This window comes from Flavobacterium sp. N1994 (assembly GCF_025947145.1).
Taxonomy (GTDB): domain Bacteria; phylum Bacteroidota; class Bacteroidia; order Flavobacteriales; family Flavobacteriaceae; genus Flavobacterium.
On record NZ_CP109999.1, the window covers coordinates 1,512,898 to 1,535,767 of the forward strand.

Annotated in this window: 12 protein-coding genes; 4 read left to right on the forward strand and 8 right to left on the reverse strand. The window is 35.3% G+C overall.

Going from position 1 to position 22,870, the window contains the following annotated elements:
- Nucleotides 1-61 precede the first annotated feature (61 nt).
- Nucleotides 62-439, forward strand: a complete 378-nt coding sequence (locus OLM53_RS06895; protein ID WP_264522300.1) for a hypothetical protein — start codon at nucleotides 62-64, stop codon at nucleotides 437-439.
- Nucleotides 440-491: 52 nt separating this feature from the next.
- On the opposite strand, the gene OLM53_RS06900 is transcribed toward OLM53_RS06895, so the two are convergent.
- From OLM53_RS06900 to OLM53_RS06910, 3 genes are all read right to left on the reverse strand, one after another.
- On the reverse strand, nucleotides 492-2,756 hold the full coding sequence (locus tag OLM53_RS06900; protein ID WP_264522301.1) for an aconitate hydratase: 2,265 nt from the start codon (nucleotides 2,754-2,756) through the stop codon (nucleotides 492-494).
- A 166-nt stretch (nucleotides 2,757-2,922) separates the two neighbouring features.
- Entirely contained in the window at nucleotides 2,923-4,035 is a 1,113-nt protein-coding gene (locus OLM53_RS06905; protein WP_264522302.1) for an acyltransferase family protein, read from the reverse strand.
- Nucleotides 4,025-5,161, reverse strand: coding sequence for an acyltransferase family protein (locus tag OLM53_RS06910; RefSeq protein ID WP_264522303.1), 1,137 nt, complete (start codon nucleotides 5,159-5,161; stop codon nucleotides 4,025-4,027). The genes OLM53_RS06905 and OLM53_RS06910 overlap by 11 nt, the downstream gene beginning before the upstream one ends.
- 23 nt (nucleotides 5,162-5,184) lie before the next feature.
- Here OLM53_RS06910 and OLM53_RS06915 point away from each other — a divergent pair, with 23 nt between their 5' ends.
- The gene (locus tag OLM53_RS06915) at nucleotides 5,185-6,318 is read left to right on the forward strand and encodes a hypothetical protein (protein ID WP_264522304.1); all 1,134 of its coding nucleotides are present in this window, start codon (nucleotides 5,185-5,187) and stop codon (nucleotides 6,316-6,318) included.
- A 127-nt stretch (nucleotides 6,319-6,445) separates the two neighbouring features.
- Here OLM53_RS06915 and OLM53_RS06920 read toward each other — a convergent pair whose 3' ends face one another.
- The 4 genes from OLM53_RS06920 to OLM53_RS06935 are packed head-to-tail and all read right to left on the reverse strand — an operon-like array spanning nucleotide 6,446 to nucleotide 11,642.
- Entirely contained in the window at nucleotides 6,446-7,399 is a 954-nt protein-coding gene (locus OLM53_RS06920; protein WP_264522305.1) for an AAA family ATPase, read from the reverse strand.
- 42 nt (nucleotides 7,400-7,441) lie between these two features.
- A complete protein-coding gene (locus tag OLM53_RS06925; protein WP_264522430.1) occupies nucleotides 7,442-8,869 on the reverse strand; it encodes a peptidylprolyl isomerase in 1,428 nt (475 codons plus the stop codon).
- Complete coding sequence (locus OLM53_RS06930) at nucleotides 8,832-9,677, reverse strand: hypothetical protein (protein WP_264522306.1); 846 nt, start codon at nucleotides 9,675-9,677, stop codon at nucleotides 8,832-8,834. The genes OLM53_RS06925 and OLM53_RS06930 overlap by 38 nt, the downstream gene beginning before the upstream one ends.
- 3 nt (nucleotides 9,678-9,680) lie before the next feature.
- A complete protein-coding gene (locus OLM53_RS06935) occupies nucleotides 9,681-11,642 on the reverse strand; it encodes a peptidylprolyl isomerase (protein ID WP_264522307.1) in 1,962 nt (653 codons plus the stop codon).
- A gap of 251 nt (nucleotides 11,643-11,893) precedes the next feature.
- Here OLM53_RS06935 and OLM53_RS06940 point away from each other — a divergent pair, with 251 nt between their 5' ends.
- Together OLM53_RS06940 and OLM53_RS06945 are read left to right on the forward strand one after the other, a co-directional pair.
- Nucleotides 11,894-13,483 carry a peptide chain release factor 3 gene (locus tag OLM53_RS06940; RefSeq protein WP_264522308.1) on the forward strand — a complete coding sequence of 530 codons (1,590 nt, stop codon included), beginning with the start codon at nucleotides 11,894-11,896 and terminating at the stop codon, nucleotides 13,481-13,483.
- Between the two features lie 74 nt (nucleotides 13,484-13,557).
- Nucleotides 13,558-13,770 (forward strand): DUF1673 domain-containing protein, encoded by a 213-nt coding sequence (locus OLM53_RS06945; RefSeq protein ID WP_264522309.1) that lies wholly within the window; start codon nucleotides 13,558-13,560, stop codon nucleotides 13,768-13,770.
- 78 nt (nucleotides 13,771-13,848) lie between these two features.
- On the opposite strand, the gene OLM53_RS06950 is transcribed toward OLM53_RS06945, so the two are convergent.
- Nucleotides 13,849-22,716 (reverse strand): G8 domain-containing protein, encoded by an 8,868-nt coding sequence (locus tag OLM53_RS06950; RefSeq protein ID WP_264522310.1) that lies wholly within the window; start codon nucleotides 22,714-22,716, stop codon nucleotides 13,849-13,851.
- Nucleotides 22,717-22,870 lie beyond the last annotated feature (154 nt).

Here is a 22,870-nt window from a genome sequence, read left to right on the forward strand (position 1 = left end):
TGCATTAAAATAATTATTAATTTTCGCCTCTAATTTGTTGCCCCACACAAATCTATTACATATGAAGAAAGTGCTTTTTGGTTTACTTATCGTAACTTGTTTTGCGTTCTCTAAAGGAGAACCTAAGATTGAGACCTATAATTATGGTCAAAATGGAATGGAGTTGGTAGCTCGTTCCAAAAAAGGTGTTATCATAGTGAGCACCTTCAATTCTAAAATGACAATTCGTCAAGACATTGCAAGAAGATTGTATGATTTGTATTTAGCTAATAAATTACAAAGCAATAAAAAAGTAACTGTTGATGGTGCTGAAGCCGATGTTACTGGAAAATGTGTTATCCGAAAAAAGAACAGTTTAACCGCAGTAGACTTCTACTATGAAGAAGTAGCTTGGAACACAGGTCTCAAAGAAGTTTATAAAAATACTTTACAACAATAAAAAAAAATGCTCAACAAATGTTGAGCATTTTTTTATCCTTCCATTAAATTAATTATGCTTTTCCAGCAGCAATTAAATTCAATGCTGAACCCGCGACAAACCAACCTATTTGACTTTCGTTATAAGTGTGATTTGCTAAGATGATATCTTTCGAACCATCAGAGTGAACAAATTCTAAAGTTAGAGGCTTACCAGGAGCAAAGTCTGTTAAATCTAAGAAATTAATAGTATCATTCTCTTGGATTTTGTCATAATCTGCTTCGTTAGCAAATGTCAATGCCAACATTCCTTGTTTTTTCAAATTAGTTTCATGGATACGAGCAAATGATTTCACCAACACCGCTTTAACGCCTAAGAATCTTGGTTCCATAGCCGCATGCTCACGAGAAGACCCTTCACCATAGTTTTGATCTCCCACTACAATGGTTGGAACTCCAGCTGCTTTATAAGCTCTTTGAACCGCAGGAACAGCATCATAAGCTCCTGTCAATTGATTTTTAACTTTATTAGCTTCTTGGTTAAAAGCATTCACTGCTCCAATCAACATATTGTTGGAAATATTATCTAAATGTCCACGGAATCGCAACCATGGTCCAGCCATAGAGATGTGATCAGTAGTACATTTACCAAATGCTTTAATTAACAATTTTGCACCAGTAATGTTTTTACCATCCCAAGCTTCAAATGGCGCTAACAATTGTAAACGTTCTGAAGTAGGAGAAACAGCTACTTGAACATGACTTCCGTCTTCTGCTGGAGCTTGAAAACCGGCATCATCAACATCAAAGCCTCTCTTTGGCAACTCATCTCCATGAGGCGGGTTCAACTTTACAGCTTCACCGTTATCATTTAGTAATGTATCTGTTATTGGATTAAAAGTTAAATCTCCTGAAATCGCTAAAGCAGCTACCATTTCTGGAGAAGTTACAAAAGCGTGTGTATTAGGGTTTCCGTCTGCACGTTTAGAGAAGTTTCTGTTAAAAGAGTGAACGATAGTGTTTTTTTCTCCTTTATCCGCTCCTGCTCTATCCCATTGTCCTATACATGGCCCACAAGCATTAGTAAATACTTTAGTTCCCATTTTTTCGAAAGTGGCAATGATTCCGTCTCTTTCTATAGTGTAACGAATTTGCTCTGAACCTGGATTGATACCAAATTCTGCTTTTGGTGTAATTCCGTGAGCAACTGCTTGCTCTACGATGGATGCCGCACGGGCCATATCTTCATAAGAAGAATTGGTGCAAGAACCTATTAATCCCCACTCTACTTTTAAAGGCCATCCATTAGCTATTGCCTCTTCTTTCATTTTAGAAACTGGTGTTCCTCTGTCTGGAGTAAATGGTCCGTTGATATGTGGCTCTAATTCTGATAAGTTAATTTCAATTACTTGATCAAAATACTGACTTGGATTAGCGTAAACTTCAGCATCACCAGTTAAATAATTTGCCACTTTATCAGCAGCATCAACTATATCTTGACGATCAGTAGCTGCTAAATATCTTCTCATCGAATCATCATAACCAAAAGTTGAAGTCGTAGCTCCGATTTCAGCCCCCATGTTACAAATGGTACCTTTACCAGTACAAGACATACTAGTTGCTCCTTCTCCAAAATATTCTACAATAGCGCCTGTTCCTCCTTTTACGGTAAGAATATCAGCTACTTTTAAGATTACATCTTTTGGCGCAGTCCAGCCGTTTAATTTTCCTGTCAATTTTACTCCGATTAGTTTAGGAAACTTTAATTCCCATGACATACCAGACATAACATCTACAGCATCTGCACCACCAACTCCGATGGCTAACATTCCTAATCCTCCTGCATTTACGGTGTGTGAATCGGTTCCAATCATCATCCCGCCTGGGAATGCATAATTTTCTAAAACGATTTGGTGTATAATTCCTGAACCTGGTTTCCAAAAACCAATTCCATATTTATTAGAAACTGAAGAAAGAAAATCAAAAACTTCTTTCGATTGATTGTTTGCAAAAGCTAAATCTGTTGCAGCACCTTCTTTAGCCTGAATTAAGTGGTCACAATGAACGGTAGTTGGAACGGCAACTGTCTTTTTCCCAGCGTGCATAAATTGTAATAATGCCATTTGTGCTGTTGCATCTTGACAAGCTACTCTATCGGGAGCAAAATCAACATAATCTTTTCCTCTTGAATAAGCTTGTGAAGGATTACCTTCCCATAAATGTGAATATAAAATCTTTTCAGATAACGTAAGTGGACGACCAACAAGTTCACGAGCTTTATCGACTCTTTGAGCCATCGTGGCATACACTTTTTTAATCATTTCAATATCAAAAGCCATAGTATATATAGGTTTATTTGTTTGCAGTGCAAATTTACGAAAACGTTGTACTTCTGAAAAGTTTTTAATTGAATATGTTGCTTTTAGCTGATGTTTTGCGAAATGATGATTTTTGCCATTGCTTTATTGCAAATACTTTAATTAAAGCAGTATAAAATGACTATTCTTAATTTTTATCCCTTAAATCCATCATTGGTTTTTCAAAAAAACGATACAATAAATAACTTAATGTAATCGTTATCCCAAAATAAATTAGCAGAAAAAAACTCAGCATCAAAGAATTTTGAGATTCCATTGGGAAATAATGCTTCATCAATTGCAACACCAAACTATAATGCAAGAGGTATATAGAATAGGAAATGATACTGATAAAAGTGATTGGTTTAGCAAGGAGATTTTTTTCTTCTTTCCATTCTGACAAAAAAGGAAGAAAGCAAGCAACAGTAATAGAAACGAAAGGAAGATAAAATACATTCCATAACATCGAATGGGTTTCTATAAACAACCCTAATCGACCAATTCCAACAAACAAAAACATAAAAAACAACACTCCTAAAACAAAAAATACTTTTCTGCTTTTCTGCCATAAAGAAGCATAGTTACAATAAATCCAGCTACATAAAACGCCAATAAAAATACTATCTAAACGATAAAGTACAACCGATTTTAAAGAGGCATTCCATTGTGTTATAGTTGTATTAGTTGTGTGATATTGATAATAAATTTTGTTACAAAAGAAAATTAATATCAAAGCCAATACTGAAAAAAGAAAAAATCTTGATTTATTTTTTGGCTTACTAAAAGTTGCTGAAATCAAAAGAAAAATGGGCAAAACTATGTACGCAAACTCCTCAACTGAAAGACTCCAGGATTCTGTAAAAAAAGGCAACATGGGAGTGTTGAAGTTTTGAAGAAACAAAAAGTATTTCCAAAGTGAATCAATCGAATATCCCAATACAGTGGAGACTACAATATTCAAAAGTAATATTAAAAAATAATTAGGTAAAGTTCTGAACCATCTTCGCTTTAAGAAATGAAAGAGTTGCTTAAAAGAAAAATCCTCTTTAATGTAGGTTTGGTATAGTATTTTACCAATTAAAAAACCACTTAATACAAAGAAAATCTCGACGCCAAAAAAACCAAACAAGACAAAAATCTGATAAATAAATCTTTGACTTGGCGGAAAAATCCAAAGACTATGCCCGAACACCACCATTAAAATAGCAATGGCACGCATTAAATCGAGGCCAAAAACTCTTTCTTTTATACTACTTTTCATTTAATTTAAAATTTTTAGCTCTGTATTGATTGATTGGTTTTTCATAAAAAGTATACATAAGATAACTCAATCCAACGGTAACTAGCAAATACAAAAGAGCAAAACCATTTAACTGCCAAAGACTAAAATTCTTGGTATCTATAAAATATTTCATCAAGAAAAGCACCAAACTGTAATGCAGCAAATAAATAGAATAGGAAATATTACAGATAAATAGAATGGCATTAGCTATCCTTTTTGACTTCATCTCCCAACTCAATAAAAAAGGGATAAACATACAAATCATTAAGGAAACCAATGGCAGACAACAGATATTCCAAAACCAAGCCGCGTTACTTAATCGCAATTTTAAAACAACGATAGATAGTATCAATACAAGGAACAACATAATTCCTGATGCAAAAAACAACTTTCTTTTAGCTACCATAAAATCATTGTAGTAATAGTTGAAATACCCGAAAAGAACTCCAATCAAAACCGAATCAATCCTATAAATCACAACAGAACGAATCTCAAAACTCCATAGTTTTAAATCTAAATTAGCGGAATGTAAATTATAATATGTTTTGGCAACAAAGGTCAAAATGATAAGACCAAAAACAACACTTAAGAAAAGAACTTTCTTAGAGGCATTAACAACTAATTTAGCTGAAATTACCAATAAGAACACTGCAAATATATAACCCATTTCTTTTACGGGTAAACTCCAAGATTCTGGAAAAAAGGCTGGGATTGGCGTTGCGAAATTCTGAATCAGTAAAAGGTATTTCCAAACTTGAGCAACCGAAAATCCAAATATCAAATAAACAATCGTGAGTATAAAAACGACCAAATAATAGCTTGGCAAAACCCGCATTAACCTTCGGGAAACAAACAGAAGAGCATCTTTTACACCATAATTTTCATGGAGAAACTGTTTGAAAAGTATCCCTCCTATTAAAAATCCGCTTAAGACAATGAATAATTCAACACCTAAAAAACCACTGGCGTCTTGCAATCTGCCAAAAAGAGAAGTGGAATTATAAATCCATGAGCAATGCGAAAACAACAACAAACTTATAGAAAGTGCTCTTAAAAAATCCAATCCAAAAAATCTTTTTGCACTGATTTGTTTTCTATCGTTCATATAAAAATGTAATTTTGACAATCATGAGAAAATCAAAGATATATAAAATTTTAGGAGTTCTACTTTTGTTGGGATGTATAGGGGGTGGAATTTGGTATGGGCAATTGCCTAATCGACATAAAGCTATTGTTAAATCCTTCTTATTTGAAAAACTTGGGATTGTAAATCCAAATTGGAAAGTCGAAAACAAATCGGAAACCTATAAAATGATTTCGCCTGAGTTTTATATTGACGGCATATACAAATCGATGGAAGGTCCGAAGTCTTCAAATTATGTACAGCTTTCTCAAGACTCAACAGTACTTTGGCTTACAGGTTTTCATGTCAAAGCCTTGGATTCAAAATCATTGAAAACTATTTCAAAGGACTTTATTTGTCATACCAATGTCGATTTTAATGATGTAAATTATTATAGTTCCTTTCATTTGCAAAAAAGAATCGGAACACAATATCCTAGGTTGACTTCGCTTTCTCATGGTATGGAAGATTTTAGTTTTCCTGCTGGTTATGGCGTTCCCATGAAAGGAAATCAATTGCTTTATGTAACTACTGAATCCTTAAATCATAACCTCCCTGATGCCAATTTTTGGATGCGTCATGAAGTCGATATTAATTATTCGAAAGCCAAAAACTTAAGGCCGTTGATGAGTAGAACAGCTTTTATCATGTTACCTTTTAATCAATCAGACCCTTATAAATCGCCACTTGATCTAGGCACTAATCAATGCATTCCTGTTGAAACTAAGAATCACACTTATGATGATGGACATGGCAATAAACTTTCTGGACATTGGGTAATCCCTATTGGCAAAAATACTTATCACAGTTCGGTAAACCAGCAATTACAGATTCAGGATAGTTTGCGTTTGCATGCCGCTGCGCTTCATGTTCACCCTTTTGCAACTCAAATAACCTTATTTGATAAAACAACAAACAAACCTATTTTCACTAGTAAAATTGTAAATCATAAAGGTACAATAGGACTAACGAGTATAGAACCTTTCTCCTCCGAAGAAGGGATTTGGTTATACAAAAATCATGATTATGAAATTGTATTAGAAGTTGATAACACTTCCCAAATACAACAAGATATGATGGGAAGTATGTTTTTATTTTTTTACGATAAGGAATTGGATGATATACTTCAAAAGAAGTAAAACGACTTAAAAAAATTAATACGGATGAACCGTTTAGTTTATGCCTATAAACTAAACGGTTTAAAGGCATAAACGGAAAAAAGTATACTTATCATTAAAAAACTGTTGAAAAACTACTTCAAAGAAATTAAAGTAACTTGTCAATAATCATTTCTTCGGTAATTCCTTCAGCGTCAGCTTTGTAGTTTTTGATGATTCTGTGACGCAAAATTCCAGTAGCTACTGCTTTTACATCTTCAATATCGGGAGAAAACTTTCCGTTGAAAGCAGCATTGGCTTTAGCCGCTAAAATTAAGTTTTGAGAAGCCCTTGGACCTGCTCCCCAATCTAAATAATTCTTAATATAATCATTGGATAACGGATTGTTTGGTCTTGTCTTGCTAACCAAAGTAACCGCATATTCAATTACATTATCTGCCACAGGAACTCGACGAATCAATTGTTGGAAATCGATAATTTCCTGAGCAGAAAACAATGGATTGATTACTGGTTTATTATCTGAAGTGGTGCTTTTTACTACTTGAACTTCTTCTTGATAAGAAGGATAATCCAATTTTATAGCAAACATAAAACGGTCTAATTGTGCTTCTGGTAAAGGATAAGTTCCTTCTTGCTCAATTGGGTTTTGAGTGGCCAAAACAAAATAAGGTAAATCTAATTTATAGTTTTGACCGGCAATAGTTACCGAACGTTCTTGCATGGCTTCTAGTAAGGCAGCTTGCGTTTTTGGTGGTGTTCTATTGATCTCATCGGCCAAAATGATATTGGCAAAAATAGGTCCTTTTATAAATTTAAATTGACGGCTTTCATCTAAAATTTCACTTCCCAAGATATCCGAAGGCATCAAATCTGGGGTGAATTGTATTCTTTTAAAATCTAAACCTAATGCTTGGGAAATGGTATTTACCATCAAGGTTTTAGCCAAACCTGGAACACCAACTAAAAGAGCATGTCCTCCAGAAAAGATGCTAAGTAAAATTTGATCCACTACATCGTCTTGACCTACGATAATCTTGGCAATTTCTTTTTTAAGTTCTGTTCTTTTTTGAACTAAATTTTGAATAGCAGTAACGTCCGACATATGGTATTAGATTTTAAATTGTATTGATATTATAAACTTAAACTACTTTTTGATCCAATTATTGGCAAATACACAATCTCTATATTCCCCATTTATTTTAATGTAAGTTTCTTTGATTTTTTCATCTGTCCACTTAGCAATGGCTTTGATTTGTTTTTCTTTTAAAGCCAAATCTTTAATTTTAATATAATCCTTAGCGTAATCAGCAGTATGCTCATTGATTCTATTCGTAACAGTAATGATTTTATATTTTTTACCGCTTCTTGGATCATCATCTAAAATAGGAGAAGTAATGGCATTGTCTTTTAAATTAGAAACTTCACTATACAAACTTGGATCCATTTTGGTTAATTCGAAGTGAGTATCTTGAGTTTTAGGATTAATCAAAACACCACCGTTAGCACGTGTTTCTTTTTCATCAGACAAAGTTCTAGCCGCCTCTGCAAAAGTAATTTCACCGTTTTCAATTCGTTTTTTAATTCCAATAATTTTTTCTTTAGCATCTTTTAAAGCTTGATCAGATACTTTAGGCATCATCAAAATATGTCTTAATTCCACCTCTTGTCCTTTGATTTTTTCTACCATAATAATATGATATCCAAATTCCGTTTCAAATGGCTCTGAAATTTCTCCTTCGCCAAGACTAAAGGCAACATCTTTAAATTCTTTTACAAATTGCGTTTTTCTGTTAATTTTATAGAACCCACCTGAAGAGGCTGAACCTCTATCGTCTGAATAAATAACAGCTCTAGTTTTAAAACTTGAACCGGCCAATACCTCAGCCTTTATTTCTTTCAATCTGGTAATTACTCTTTGTTTTTCTTCCTCTGATATTTTGGGAGAAACTACGATTTGAGCCACTTCCATTTCAGCACCAAAAACTGGCAATTCACTTTCTGGGATAGCTTTAAAGAAATTACGCGTTTCTTCTGGTGTGATGGATACGCCATCAATCACTTTCTTTTGCATTTCACCTGTTAGTTTATTCGTTTTGATAATATCGAACAACTCGTTTTTGAATTCCTCTTCCGTATTTTTCTTAAAGTATTTCACCACTTTCTCCATAGAACCAAGTTGCTCAACCATATAATTCACTTGCTCCGCCATTTTTTCTTTGACTTCTTCATCTTTTACAATGATACTATCTTGAACCGCTTGATGCGCATACAATTTGTCTTCCAATAATTTTCCCAGCATTTGACAACGAGTAATATCTTTTATAGAATTCCCTTGACTTGATAATTCCAAATAAGATTTATCAATATCGGAATCCAAGATGATATAGTCTCCAACAGTTGCAATAACACCATCCACTTTTTGCTTTTTAAAACTAGTAGCTATAGGTTTTGTTTTTACCGTATCTTTAATAATTTCTTGAGCATTGGCAAAACATACCGTGCAAAAAATGGCAATTATTGCTACAGTAAGTTTGCTATTTATATATTTCATAATCATTGTTTTTAATGGCATCATTAGTGATATCTTTTTCAAATTTTTTAATCAATTCTAATTTTCGTTTGTTCAGTAGAACTTCTTTTAATGTTGGTTTTATATATTCAAATGGACTGATTTGATTTTTATCAATCACATTGGTAATTTTTACTAGATAAACATCGTTTTTATCATTTTTTTCAATTCTTTTCCCAGCAATGATGTACTCATCTCTATTGTCTGGTGTAATAAAAGGCAATTTAGTGTAGACTTGACTCATATCAACCCAAACCGTATCATTCATAGCAAAACTCTTGCATTGTAACGCGTAGGTCTTCCAAAAGTTTTTGTCGTTTTTAGAATAATCAAAAAACTTACTTCTTATGGTTTCGAAACGTGGATTCTCTTTTGATAGATTGATAAATCGTAATCGGACTAAGGAACCGTTGGTTTTGAAATTTTCTTTGTTTTCGTTATAATATTTTTTTAACTCTAATTCGCTAACAACTGTGTCAACGGTATTCTTTACTACATCTTCTATGTAAGCTCTAGTATATAAATCAACCTTATACTGTTTTATTAAGGCATTATATGTTGCTTTTTTAGTATCACTGAGATTTCTTTCTGCGGCATCAATTAATAATTTCTGACTAGCCCATCTATCAATAAAATCCCTAACTAAAAGTATACTATCTTCTTTGGATGTCCCAGCTGGAACTAAAGTGGCAACATCACTTTTGTACAAATAACTTTTTCCTACTCTAGCAATGGATTGTGACTTTTGTTGGGGTTTAAAATAATTACAAGAGCAAATCATTAAAAAAATCAGGAAGAAACTATTTCTCATTTCCTATTGCAACTGTTTCTTTAAGCGATCAAAAACGTCTCTATTGATTTTAACGGTAAATTCTTGCTTCAAATCATCAACCCATCTTTGTTCTAAATATTGTTGATAATCATTGACAATTTTCCCTTTGCATTCCTCGAGACTCTTTACGGTTTCGGGGATTACCTTTTCTACATTGGTTACAAAATAATATTCGCCTTCTTTAAAAACATCCGAAACACCAACGTCGTATTTCATCGTTTTTGGCAAAGCATCACTTCCTTCTTCAAAGGCACCACTATTCGTCATTATGTTGACAACATTATCAACATTCAATTTATTTTTTATGGTTTCAGGTTCTTCCCCTTTTTTCAAAAGAGCTTGGGCTTTTTTTATGATATCTTGTTTAGTAGAGGAAGCAACCGTTACATCTACTCTCTTTTTCCACATGTGTTCCATTTTATGAGCATCGTAAAACGCTTTTAAACCAAGAGTGTCGGTTTTAGCACGTTCCCAAATTTCTTTTTCCATTAGGTCAAAAAGCAACAATCCATCACGATATTCATCCATAACATTGGCAAAATCAGGAAATTCAGTTTCTAAATTTTCATCATAATAAGCTTTCAATTGCTCATCTAAAAAATTAGTATACAAAACATCCATTAATTTTGATAATGGTTTAACTTTTAGTTCTGCCTTTTGTTGTTTATCTACAAAATCTAAAAACGCTGTTCCATCAATTTTCTTTGCATTGATAGTTAAAAGTGGTGTTGTGTAGGTTTTAGCATTTTCAGGAAGTACCCATTTCGAATCATAAAAATCGTTGGTTACCAATTTAGATAGAATGGCAAATTGCTTGTTATCTCTTTTGTAAGAGTATTTGTTTCTCAATTTCTCATTGAGTTTTTCAGTTATTTTTTTTGATCTATCGTCTTTCCCTATTTTAGTCTCTAACTCTGCTTTCATTTCATCCAATGTTTTTATTGGATGTTTTTCAATTAACTTAATGATGTGCCAGCCAAATTGTGATTGAAAAGGTTTTGATATATCTCCCGCTTTTTCAAGAGAGAAAGCAACATTTTCAAACTCTTCAGAACTTAATTGTCCAGACCCAAATTTATTTAAGACTCCCCCTTTAGAAGATGAGGATTTGTCTTCAGAAAATTGCTTTGCTAAATCTTCAAATTTCTCGCCTTGTTGAATTTTTTTATAGATATCGTTAATAGTGGTTTTAGCATCTTTACCTGTTTCCTCAGGTTTTGGATTTAAAATCATGATATGAGCCACAGTAAGTTCTCCACGATTGGGTCTAACATCATTAATTTTTAAAATATGATACCCAAAACGCGTTCTGATTATTTTTGAGATGCTTCCTTTTGGTGTTGTATAAGCGGCATTTTCAAATGGATACACCATTCTAAAAGCGGTGAAATACCCTAAATCTCCTTTGTTATCTTTAGCAGAAGGATCCTCTGAATACTGTACTGCTAGATCGTCAAAGTTATCTCCAGCTTTAGCTTTTCTACTAATGTCTTCTATTTTTTTATAGGCTTTTAAGGTGTCTTCTGGCGAAGCATTTTCATCGACTAAAATAAGAATATGGGATGCTCTAATTTCTTTTTGAAGTCTATTATAACCTTCCTCAATAAGTTCTTGAGTCACTTTAGTGTCGTTAAAATAGTTTTTTGCTAATTGCGAACGGTAAGTTTTTAATTCATTTTGGTAGGACTTCCCATTTTGCAAACCTAATTTATAAGCTTTATTAACTTTCAATTTATAGCCTACAAACAATTCTAAATATTGATTCAAATCCTTCTGAGAATCGTCCTTGACTAAATCTAGATTCTTTTTATAAATCCTTGAAAATTCATCTGTGTAGTAGGGTTTATTATTAATGGTAAACAAAACTTCTTTAGAATTATTTTGTGCTAAACCGATTGCTGAGACTAAAAATAGCAACCCTAAAAAAAACTTATTCAATTTCATACTGATTAAAATTTCTATAAAATTTACAATTAAACCTTATGTTCATTGACTTCCCTAAATAGTTTAGAATAGCAACGTAACAATCAACAAAAATAACAATTCAAACACATTATCCAACTATCACACCTAGTATTAACAAAATTTTATTAACACTGTTCAGAGTACAATTAACTAATGCCAAATTTGAAATCAAAACCATGTCAAAATAATCAGTAAATAATAGTATTTTTGCAACCAATTTATCAAAAATTATGAGTTTTTTAAAAGAGATACAACGCCGCAGAACTTTTGGAATTATTTCGCATCCCGATGCTGGAAAGACTACACTAACTGAGAAATTACTACTCTTTGGAGGTGCTATACAAGAAGCTGGTGCGGTTAAAAATAACAAAATCAAAAAAGGAGCTACTTCCGATTTTATGGAAATTGAGAGACAAAGAGGAATTTCGGTTTCGACTTCGGTTTTGGCTTTTAATTATCAAGGTAAAAAAATAAATATACTTGACACTCCCGGACACAAGGATTTTGCTGAAGACACTTTTAGAACCTTAACAGCTGTTGACAGTGTTATTGTTGTCATTGACGTGGCCAAAGGGGTTGAGGAACAAACCGAAAAACTCGTTGCTGTTTGTAGAATGAGAAACATTCCGATGATTGTTTTTATCAATAAATTGGATAGAGAAGGAAAAGACGCCTTTGATTTGATGGATGAAGTAGAACAGAAATTGGGATTAAGTGTTACGCCTTTGAGTTTTCCTATCGGAATGGGATATGATTTTCAGGGGATTTATAATATTTGGGAACAAAACATCAATCTTTTTAGCGGTGATAGCCGAAAGAATATTGAAGACACGATTGCCTTTTCTGATATCAACAGTCCAGAACTAGAGAAAATAATTGGTGAAAAACCTGCAATTAAACTAAGAGAGGAATTAGAATTAATCTCGGAAGTCTATCCCCCATTTGACAGGGAACAATACCTCACTGGAAATTTACAACCTGTATTCTTTGGTTCGGCTTTGAATAATTTTGGAGTTAGAGAATTGTTAGATTGTTTTGTAGAAATTGCTCCAGCACCAAGACCAAAGGAATCGGAAACACGATTAGTTAAACCTGAGGAAGAAAAAATGGCCGGTTTTGTGTTCAAAATTCATGCGAACATGGACCCAAAACACAGAGATCGTTTGGCTTTTGTAAAAATAGTTTCAGGGACTTTTGAGAGAAACAAACCGTATTTACATGTTCGTCAAGGAAAAAATTTAAAATTTTCTAGTCCAAATGCCTTCTTTGCTGAGAAAAAAGAAATTGTAGACATTTCCTATCCTGGAGATATTGTAGGATTACACGATACAGGAAATTTCAAAATTGGTGATACCTTAACAGAAGGAGAAATCATGAGTTTCAAAGGGATTCCAAGTTTCTCGCCAGAGCATTTTAGATACATCAACAATGCCGATCCATTAAAAGCAAAACAATTAGACAAAGGAATTGACCAATTAATGGACGAAGGAGTTGCACAACTCTTTACTTTAGAGATGAATAATCGAAAAGTAATTGGAACGGTTGGTGCCCTTCAATATGAAGTAATTCAATACCGTTTAGAACATGAATACGGTGCAAAATGTAGTTATGAAAACTTCCCAGTTCATAAAGCTTGTTGGGTAAAACCAAACGACCCTAAGAGTGAAGAATTTAAGGAATTCAAAAGAATCAAACAAAAATTCTTAGCTCACGATAAATATGGTCAATTGGTTTTTCTAGCCGATTCTGAATTTACAATTCAGATGACTCAGAGTAAATTTCCAAATGTAAAATTGTTTTTTACTTCAGAATTTGATTAATTAGTCCAAAAACAAAACTAAATTTTTTAAATTTAAAAATGATTGCTATCTTTACACGCTGAAATAGACTGTTTATGAAAAAACTATTGAAATATTATTTGTTGTCGATTATCTTATTATCAGATTTTGTTACTTACGCGCAGCCTGGCGATAACGATACCGGTGGCGGACTTGAAGGTGGAGACCCAGCACCAGCGCCAATTAATGGAAAATTAATATTATTAGCTATTTCAGGTTTGTTTTTTGTTTTTTATACCTACAGAAAAAACAGAAAGACTATTTATTAAAACTGATTTATAATCTTTTAAATATAAAAAAATCCCCACTATTCTAGTGGGGATTTTTTTATATTACTAATTCATTTTCTAACGTACTACTTTTTTGGTTACTGTAATTCCATCTTCTGATGTAATTTGAACCAAAAGAACCTCATTAGCTAATCCTGCATTAATACTGGTATGACTAGCGTTGATGTTTTTTCTCTCTTGAAGTAATCTACCTCTAACATCAAACACTTTTACGGTTGCCATAATGATGTTTTCAGTATTAATTACTAATTCATCGTTATGAGTATAAACAGTTACATTATTATCAGAAAAGGTTAAATGCTCAGTTCCTAATTGCGATTGATAAATAATTTCAAAACGATTAGTAAAAGTTCCAGCAGCTGAAGTAAAAGCATATGCTCCAGCACTTAAATTGTTGATAGTATTCGTTAGATTATCTTTCAAATAAATTGACTGCGCTCCTCCACTAAACACACCTACTGCATGGTCAATAGTAATGGTATAATTACCTGCAGTGCTAACTTTATAGGATAAAGGAACGATATCAGTATCTTGAAAATCTGGTCTCCCTTGAATTGAGTATGCATCAGCCCCTATTAAACTAGTTAAATAAAACTCCTGATTAATATTTCTCCCATCAATACCTCTATCCTCAGCTAATGTCCCTTCCGAACTATACCCTACAGCCATTTGACTATAAATTCCTGTACTTGCATTCAAATTCAACCAATACAATCCACTATTTGCTGTATTGACTGTAGTTTGTGAGGCTCTAAAGAATTGATCTGCATTGGAACTTCTTCTCATACTATTAGTAAAAGTCAAATTAGAATTACTAGTTGCATTTACAATAAATCCTTGTCCAACATTAAGAACCCAATTGGCTTCATTTCCAGCATTGAAATAACCCGTCCCAGTATCTCCTCCTATTGCACCATTAGCTACATAAGCTGTTTTAGTAAGTGTCGCATAAGATGTTGAATTATTATCATTCGTTTTTCTCCAAAGATACAATGGCCCTGAAATGTTAGTATTCCCATCGATAAAATCTTTAACATTAAGTCTAGATGGATATGGATTTCCAACAGCATTATAACCCGTAGTCATTGCAAAAGTAATATTACCATTGTTTGCTACACCCGTAAAAGTACCATTCCAAACTGTCGCTGCAGTAGGGTGATCCCAAGGTAATCTTATTAAATAACCTTTTCCTGAAACAAACTGAACATTATTACTATCTGTTCCATTAACTCCATTCGGAGAAACCAATGGTGATGGATATTGCAAACCTGTTAAACTAAATCCAACAGAATTACTATAAAGGTTCGTTGCTGTATTATAGACATAAAAACGATTAGGTAAAGTAAATGGTGAAAAAGAATATAACCCTTGTCCTGAAACTGGCGAAGACCACAAAGTGTAATCTAAACGTAGTAAAGCAGCTGAATTTCGTTTTACAATTGTTGAACCTGATCCTGTATTCGACACATTATTTACTTGCACCAAATTACTATTATTTTCAAAAGTCAACGTTCCGTTATTAACTATAGCATCCGTAACGGTTAAGTCATAGGTTGAATTAACTTTTAGGGTTGTTCCCGAATTCAGTGTCAATGAATGAATAGAAACATCGGATACAAGTACTGGATAAAAACTCCCTGTCCCAATAACAACATCTGTTGCAGAAGTTGGAACATATCCACAAGACCAGTTTCCTACTGTACCCCATGTGGTGCTTACTGATCCAGTCCAAGTATTGGTATTGGAAACCGTAACTACCCAACTACCTGATGAAATCGTAAATGTAGTGTTACAAGTATTGTCTTTAGCAAATCTAGTGTAAGTAGTAGTAACCGTTAATCCTGGTGGTGGATCATACGTATCCGAATTGGATCCCGGAATATCAACACCATTCGCTTGCCATTTATAGGTAATTGAACCATCTCCTCCACTGGCAGCTGTAACACTATTGATCCCTAATGTAGGTGAACCTCCAAAACAAATTGTCTCTCCTGAAGTCCCAATTGCTCCTGAGGTAAAGGCTGGTCTAACAGTAATAGTTCCAGTAGCATTTACAGTAGTACAACCTCCTGTTAATGGAATACTGTAATTAAATGTTCCTGAGTTACTCGGAGTTCCACTAATGGTTATAGTATTACTTGCCCATGCTGCCGTTACTCCTGTTGGTAAACCTGTTGCAGTTCCTATTCCGGTTGCACCAGTAGTGGTATGAGTAATCGCTGTTAAGGCCGTATTGATACACAATGTAGGTGATGATGATGCTGAGCCAGCAGTATTATTTGCTGTCACTGTTACCGTCCATGTTCCAGTTGAAACGGTTAGGGTAGTATTACAAGTGCCATCTTTAGCATATCGTCTGTAACTTGTTGTCGTAGTCAATCCGGATGGTGGTAAATAAGTAACACTAGTTGCTCCCGATATAGCTGCAGTGTAACCATCTGCTGAACTTCTCCATGAATACGTAATAGTATTGTCTCCTCCACTAGCAGCAGTTGCACTTCCAATGGTTGTGGCTGGTGTACCTCCATTACAGATAGTTTCGCCTGTGGTATTAATTGCTCCAGAAGTAAATAAAGGTCGAACTGTTACTGTCCATGTTCCAGTTGAAACGGTTGGGGTAGTATTACAAGTACCATCTTTAGCATAACGTCTGTAACTTGTGGTAGCTGTTAATCCAGCTGGTGGTAAATAAGTAGCACTAGTTGCTCCCGATATAGCTGCTGTATATCCATCAGCTGAACTTCTCCAAGAATAAGTAATAGTGTTGTCTCCTCCACTTGCCGCTGTAGCACTTCCAATTGTTGTAGCTGGAGTTCCTCCATTACAGATAGTTTCGCCTGTGTTATTGATAGTTCCGGATGTGAAAGTTGGTCTTACCGTTACTGTCCAAGTTCCTGTTGAAACCGTTGGTGTAGTATTACAAGTGCCATCTTTAGCATAACGTCTGTAACTTGTGGTAGCTGTTAATCCAGCTGGTGGTAAATAAGTAGCACTAGTTGCTCCCGATATAGCTGCTGTATATCCATCAGCTGAACTTCTCCAAGAATAAGTAATAGTGTTGTCTCCTCCACTTGCCGCTGTAGCACTTCCAATTGTTGTAGCTGGAGTTCCTCCATTACAGATAGTTTCGCCTGTGTTATTGATAGTTCCGGATGTGAAAGTTGGTCTTACCGTTACTGTCCAAGTTCCTGTTGAAACCGTTGGTGTAGTATTACAAGTGCCATCTTTAGCATATCGTCTGTAACTTGTTGTCGTTGTTAATCCTGCTGGTGGTAAATAAGTAACACTAGTCGCTCCCGATATAGCTGCAGTATAACCATCTGCTGAACTTCTCCAGGAATAAGTAATCGTATTATCCCCTCCACTAGCAGCAGTTGCACTACCAATTGTTGTAGCTGGAGTACCTCCATTACAAATAGTCTCACCTGTAGTAGTGATTGCTCCTGAAGTAAAGGTTGCATTTACTGTTACTGTCCATGTTCCAGTTGAAACGGTTGGGGTAGTATTACAAGTGCCATCTTTAGCATATCTTCTGTAACTTGTTGTCGTAGTCAATCCGGCTGGTGGCAAATAAGTAGCACTAGTTGCTCCTGATATAGCTGCAGTGTAACCATCTGCTGAACTTCTCCATGAATACGTAATAGTATTGTCTCCTCCACTTGCCGCTGTAGCACTTCCAATGATTGTGGCTGGGGTACCGCCATTACAAATAGTTTCGCCAGTGGTATTGATTGCTCCTGAAGTAAAGGCAGGTCTAACTGTTACCGTCCAAGTTCCTGTTGAAACCGTTGGAGTAGTATTACAAGTCCCATCTTTAGCATATCGTTGATAACTTATTGTGGTTGTTAATCCGGCTGGTGGCAAATAAGTAGCACTAGTTGCTCCCGATATAGCTGCAGTGTAACCATCTGCTGAACTTCTCCATGAATACGTAATAGTATTGTCTCCTCCACTAGCAGCAGTTGCACTTCCAATGGTTGTAGCTGGGATACCTCCATTACAGATAGTTTCGCCAGTGGTATTGATAGTTCCGGATGTGAAAGCTGGTCTTACCGTTACCGTCCAAGTTCCTGTTGAAACCGTTGGTGTAGTATTACAAGTCCCATCTTTAGCATATCGTTGATAACTTGTTGTAGTTGTTAATCCTGCTGGTGGTAAATAAGTAGCACTAGTTGCTCCTGATATAGCTGCAGTGTAACCATCTGCTGAACTTCTCCATGAATACGTAATAGTATTGTCTCCTCCACTAGCAGCAGTTGCACTGCCAATAGTTGTGGCAGGGGTTCCGCCATTACAAATAGTCTCTCCTGTGGTATTGATTGCTCCTGAAGTAAAGGTTGCATATACTGTTACCACAGCCGAACCTAAATTGGTAGCAGTACATCCAAAACTATCAGTTACAGAACTAAGCGTATAAGTTGTAGTAACAGTTGGACTTACTGAAATAGTATTTCCAACAGTATAACCATTTACAGTTGCACCACCACTTGGTGAACCAACATAAATTACTTTATAAGGACTTACTCCTCCCGTTATTGGTGTAACAGAAATTGTACTACTTCCTCCATTACAAATGGTAGCAGTACCAGTAATTGTAGCGTTATAAGCAGAGCATGAACCTGCTCCTACTTGCACACTTCCTGTAGTAGCTGCAAAAAAAGTATTGTTGGTAAAGGTAGCGGCTGAAGGATTTGAAGTTGTATTAGTTCCCCAAAGTCCTGCTGCTGTTCCAGAACCTCCTAAAGAAAGTGTACCAGCAGTATTAGCAAAAGTCCCTAAATTTAGAGATGAACCTGTTGCTATTGAAAGTTTATTAGTAATAGCAGTTAAGGCAGCAAAAGTTTTAACACCTGCACCACTAATGCTTAAATTATTATAATTACCAGAACTAAATTTATTTATAGTTTGAGTACCTGAATCTACATAAGAAAAAGTACTAGTTGTTCCAGAAGTTAATGTTGAAGAAGCAGCTGGAACAGTTAAGACTCCTTTCAAATTCAAATTACCAGCACCACCAGACATATCAATTACTTTTGTAGCTGCATTTGAACCAACAAACGTTATACCTCCATTAGCATTCAACGTTCCTGTTGTTATCACTATTTTTCCCACCCTTGAAGTAGTTACATCTGTACCTGCAAAAGTGATTAGTCCTGTAACAGTGGCAGTTTGAGCATTGATATTCCAGGAATTGGTAATAGTATTGGCTGTAGGTTGATTAATAGTAACAGCACCATTTACCTGCAAAGTTCCCCCAGTTTGGGTTAATGAACAAGCTGTTGTCGTTCCTGTTGTACCCTCACCAATTGTAATTCCATCAGTTGTTAAGGTTCCTGAGCTTAGATTAACAGTTCCTCCATTTGCACCTATTTGACCTATTGATAATCCTCCAACAATGGTTAAACTACCTCCATTCACATTTAATGTTCCACCAGAATTGACTAATAAACTTCCATTTGCAATAACGGTTTGTCCGTTGGTAGAAAATGATCCTCCATTTGCAATAGGTGCCCAAAAATTATCATCAACTGTTAATGCTCCATCAGCAGTTATGGCTGCTGCAGTATTAATGGTAAAAATGCTTAAAGAAGAGGTTCCTGTATGAACTGATTTAGTAGCAGGAGCTGTGATTTGCACATGGGAACGTGCTCCTGAACCTTTTGTGTAAACACCGTCAATAGCTATGTTTCCTGCCACGTTTATTTGTTTTCCTGCCACATCCCAATCTACGTTATGGGTCAATGTTCCAGTAGTTGCCACAGAAAGATTTCCTGTTAAATTGTAATTAGCATTAGTCGCTTGTAATACTAAATTACCTTTAGTGACAGTAAGATTACCACTTGCTTGAAAGGCTGTTGATGAATTTGTAACAGTGACTGAACTCGTACCTGTGTTTATAGTAAGGTTAGCAAAAGTAGTAGTGGATGAACCTCCTAAAACTTGATTGGCAGTTCCAACAAAGTTTACCGAACTAGCAGCACCTGCAGTCAATGTCCCGTTATTAATAAAATCTCCACTAATGTTTAATATACTAGAGGCACTAGCCGATAAGGTTAAGGTAGCTCCAGAATTAATCGTGATGCTTTTACAAGCTGCAGTGATAGCAGTAATACTTGGTGCAAAAGGAGTACCTGTAGGAATAACAACATCTGTAGAAGAGGAAGGTATAGTCGAACCACACCAGTTGGCAGCTGTATTCCAAGCACTATTAGTTCCTCCTAACCAATACCCTGTCGTACAAGTACCAGTGGTAATAGTAATTCTTCCATTTGTAGTAGCATTAAAATAACTAGTATTGATATTAGTTGCGCCTGACCCTGTTCCTCCCCATGTTCCTGAATTTTGTCCAGAGCCTCCTAACGTAAGAGAATTTGCTGAACTAGTTGTAGTATTAGGAAAAGTTACCGTAGCTGGCAGAGTTATAGAAAAATTATTGGTAATAGTAGTTACTGCACCAAATGTTTTAACTCCCGAACCACTAACAGCAAGATTGTAATAATTACCCGTATTGAAATTATTTACAGTTTGTGCTCCAGTATCTACATAGGAGAATGTACTAGAAGTACCTGGAACTAATGTTGCTGATGCCGCCGGAATTGTTAATGCACCTTTCAAATTAAGATTTCCTGCACCACCCGACATATCAATAACTTTAGTAGCTGCCGCCGAGCCTACAAATGTAATCCCTCCATTCGCATTTAAAGTTCCAGTAGTAATTACAATCTTACCCACTCTGCTAGTTGTTGTATTAGCTCCTGCAAAAGTGATAAGTCCAGAAACCGTTGCTGTACCAGCATTGATATTCCATGAGGAGTTAAGAGTATTAGCACTTGGTTGATTAATAGTTACGGCTCCATTTACTGTAAATGTAGTACCTGTAGCATGTGACAACGAACTATTTACCGCTGCCGCAGCAAAGGTTAAACTACTAGCCGTATTACTGCTATTCATAGTATACGTTGCTCCTGAAGCTATAACAACTGCTCCAAAGGTAGTACTACTTGAACCTCCAATAGTTTGTGCAGATCCCGTAAATGTTTCCGTACTAGTCCCCGCAGTGAATCCTCCATTATTTGTCCAACTACCTCCTACACTCATAGCAAAATTACTTCCTGAGGTGCTTAAAGTCCCCGATGAAATTAACAAATCACCACTTATTGTAGTGGCTGCACTCAAGGTAACACCCGTGCTATTATCTATAGTTAAATCGTTTGGTATATTTGCAGTTAATCCATTACCTGTAACTTGTGCCGAAGTACCATTATAAACATAGTTAGCTCCAGCTGTATAAGTTCTTGTAGCTGACTGAATGTTCCCTGTTGCTCCAGTAGTTGTAATACCAACGGTTGAACCAACACCTAGTGTACCTCCAGCACTTACCACAAAAGTAGTAGTACTCGCAGTTCCAAGTAAAATATTAGTTCCACAATTTAAAGTACCCCCTGAACTTACAGTAATAACTCCTTGCGTTCCTGCTGAACCATTATAATAAAAATTTCCTAAAAACGAACACGTACTTCCACTAGCTATTGTAAAATCTACCCATTTCATTATAGTACCTGTATTAGTAGATTGTAAGGTTTGTGTAGTACCTACCATATTAAAATCGGCATTTGCCGAGGCAGTTGTAGTAGTCATTACACCATTAGTCTTAGAAAAATTTCCCGTAAGGTTAATTGTGCATGAGCCAGCACCAGAACCAAATTCTATATTTCCAGTAGTAGACGAAGAAAAATTTCCAGTAATATTAAAAGTACGGGCGGTACCCGAATTATTAAAATTTACATTTCCAGAGGTACAGCTAAAATTCCCAGCAATATCAAAATCTCCTGCAACGGTTCCAGTATTAGTTCCACTATAGGTAAGATTACCATAGGTTTCTGCACTTATTGACTGAGCAGTAGAACCATTATAAACAACCGTACTGGTTGTGGCTAAAGTCCCAATTGTTGGTATAGTAGCATTCGTTAAAGTTAAGGTAGCATTAGCAGATACATCAACAGTACCCGTAAAGGCAAACCCACTTGGTACAGTAAAATTAGTAGCAGTAGTTCCGTCTCCAACTATAACTTTCGAACTACTTCCGCTTACGGTCCAAGCAGCCCCTATAGTAGGTGTTGCATTGTTTCTGATATTAAAATATTGATTGGAAGCAGTAAAATTAGAAGGTGCAGTTCCTGTTCCATCAGTATTGGTTCCCCATGTACTCAATGTATTTAAATTACCTGTAGACTTAGAGTAATAATTAGTAGGAGTAAATCCCTTAACTGTTATATCATCTATAACCCAACCTTCATTAGCAGAATTATTCAACATAGTAACCTTAATTCTAACCTGAGTAGCACTATCCGGAAGATTTATGCTTATAGTAGAATAACCATCTGTAGTTCTACTTCCCCCTGCTGCAGGCGCAAAAACAGTAGTAGTATTATCACCATCATAGGTACTCGATGCAACACCAGTAGCACTATAAGCCCAGTAAGCATTTGTGTTTCCATCTATTTCTATTTCATCAGAGTAAGTGGTACCACCATCAAGTGAAACCGAAATTGTAACTTTATCTGGTCCATCAGCTCCATTGTTTGTTGCACCGACTGAAAAAGAAGCTAAACTAAAGTTGGCTGTTTTACCAACATAAGAACCTAATCCAGTAACATTAGCACAAGTAACTGTGGCTGTTCCATTATTAATCCAATAACCATTGCTTGCACTTGTATAAAAATTTGAAGAAGCTGGCCGGTCTCCTGTACCTGAAGTCCCATTTTTTACTGCTCCTCCTGAAGCAGAATAGGTCATCGTACTTCCTGATGCTTCAAAGTTTTGAAGACCAATAGTCGTTTGTGCTTTTCCAACGCTAACAAAAAATAAAAATAAAAGCAAGAATGTTGAAACTCTTCCTTGGGAATGGGGTAATAATTTTTCCATATCGAATTCTTTTTTTATGAGACTTTATTAAGAAATCTTGTAACTGTATATTTTGATTAACTTGTGGAAAAAATAAGACTAAAAAACAATAACATCGGTAAAAAACATTTTTTTATCGATGAAACGCATGTTTTAATTCCATTTTGTAGGTTTT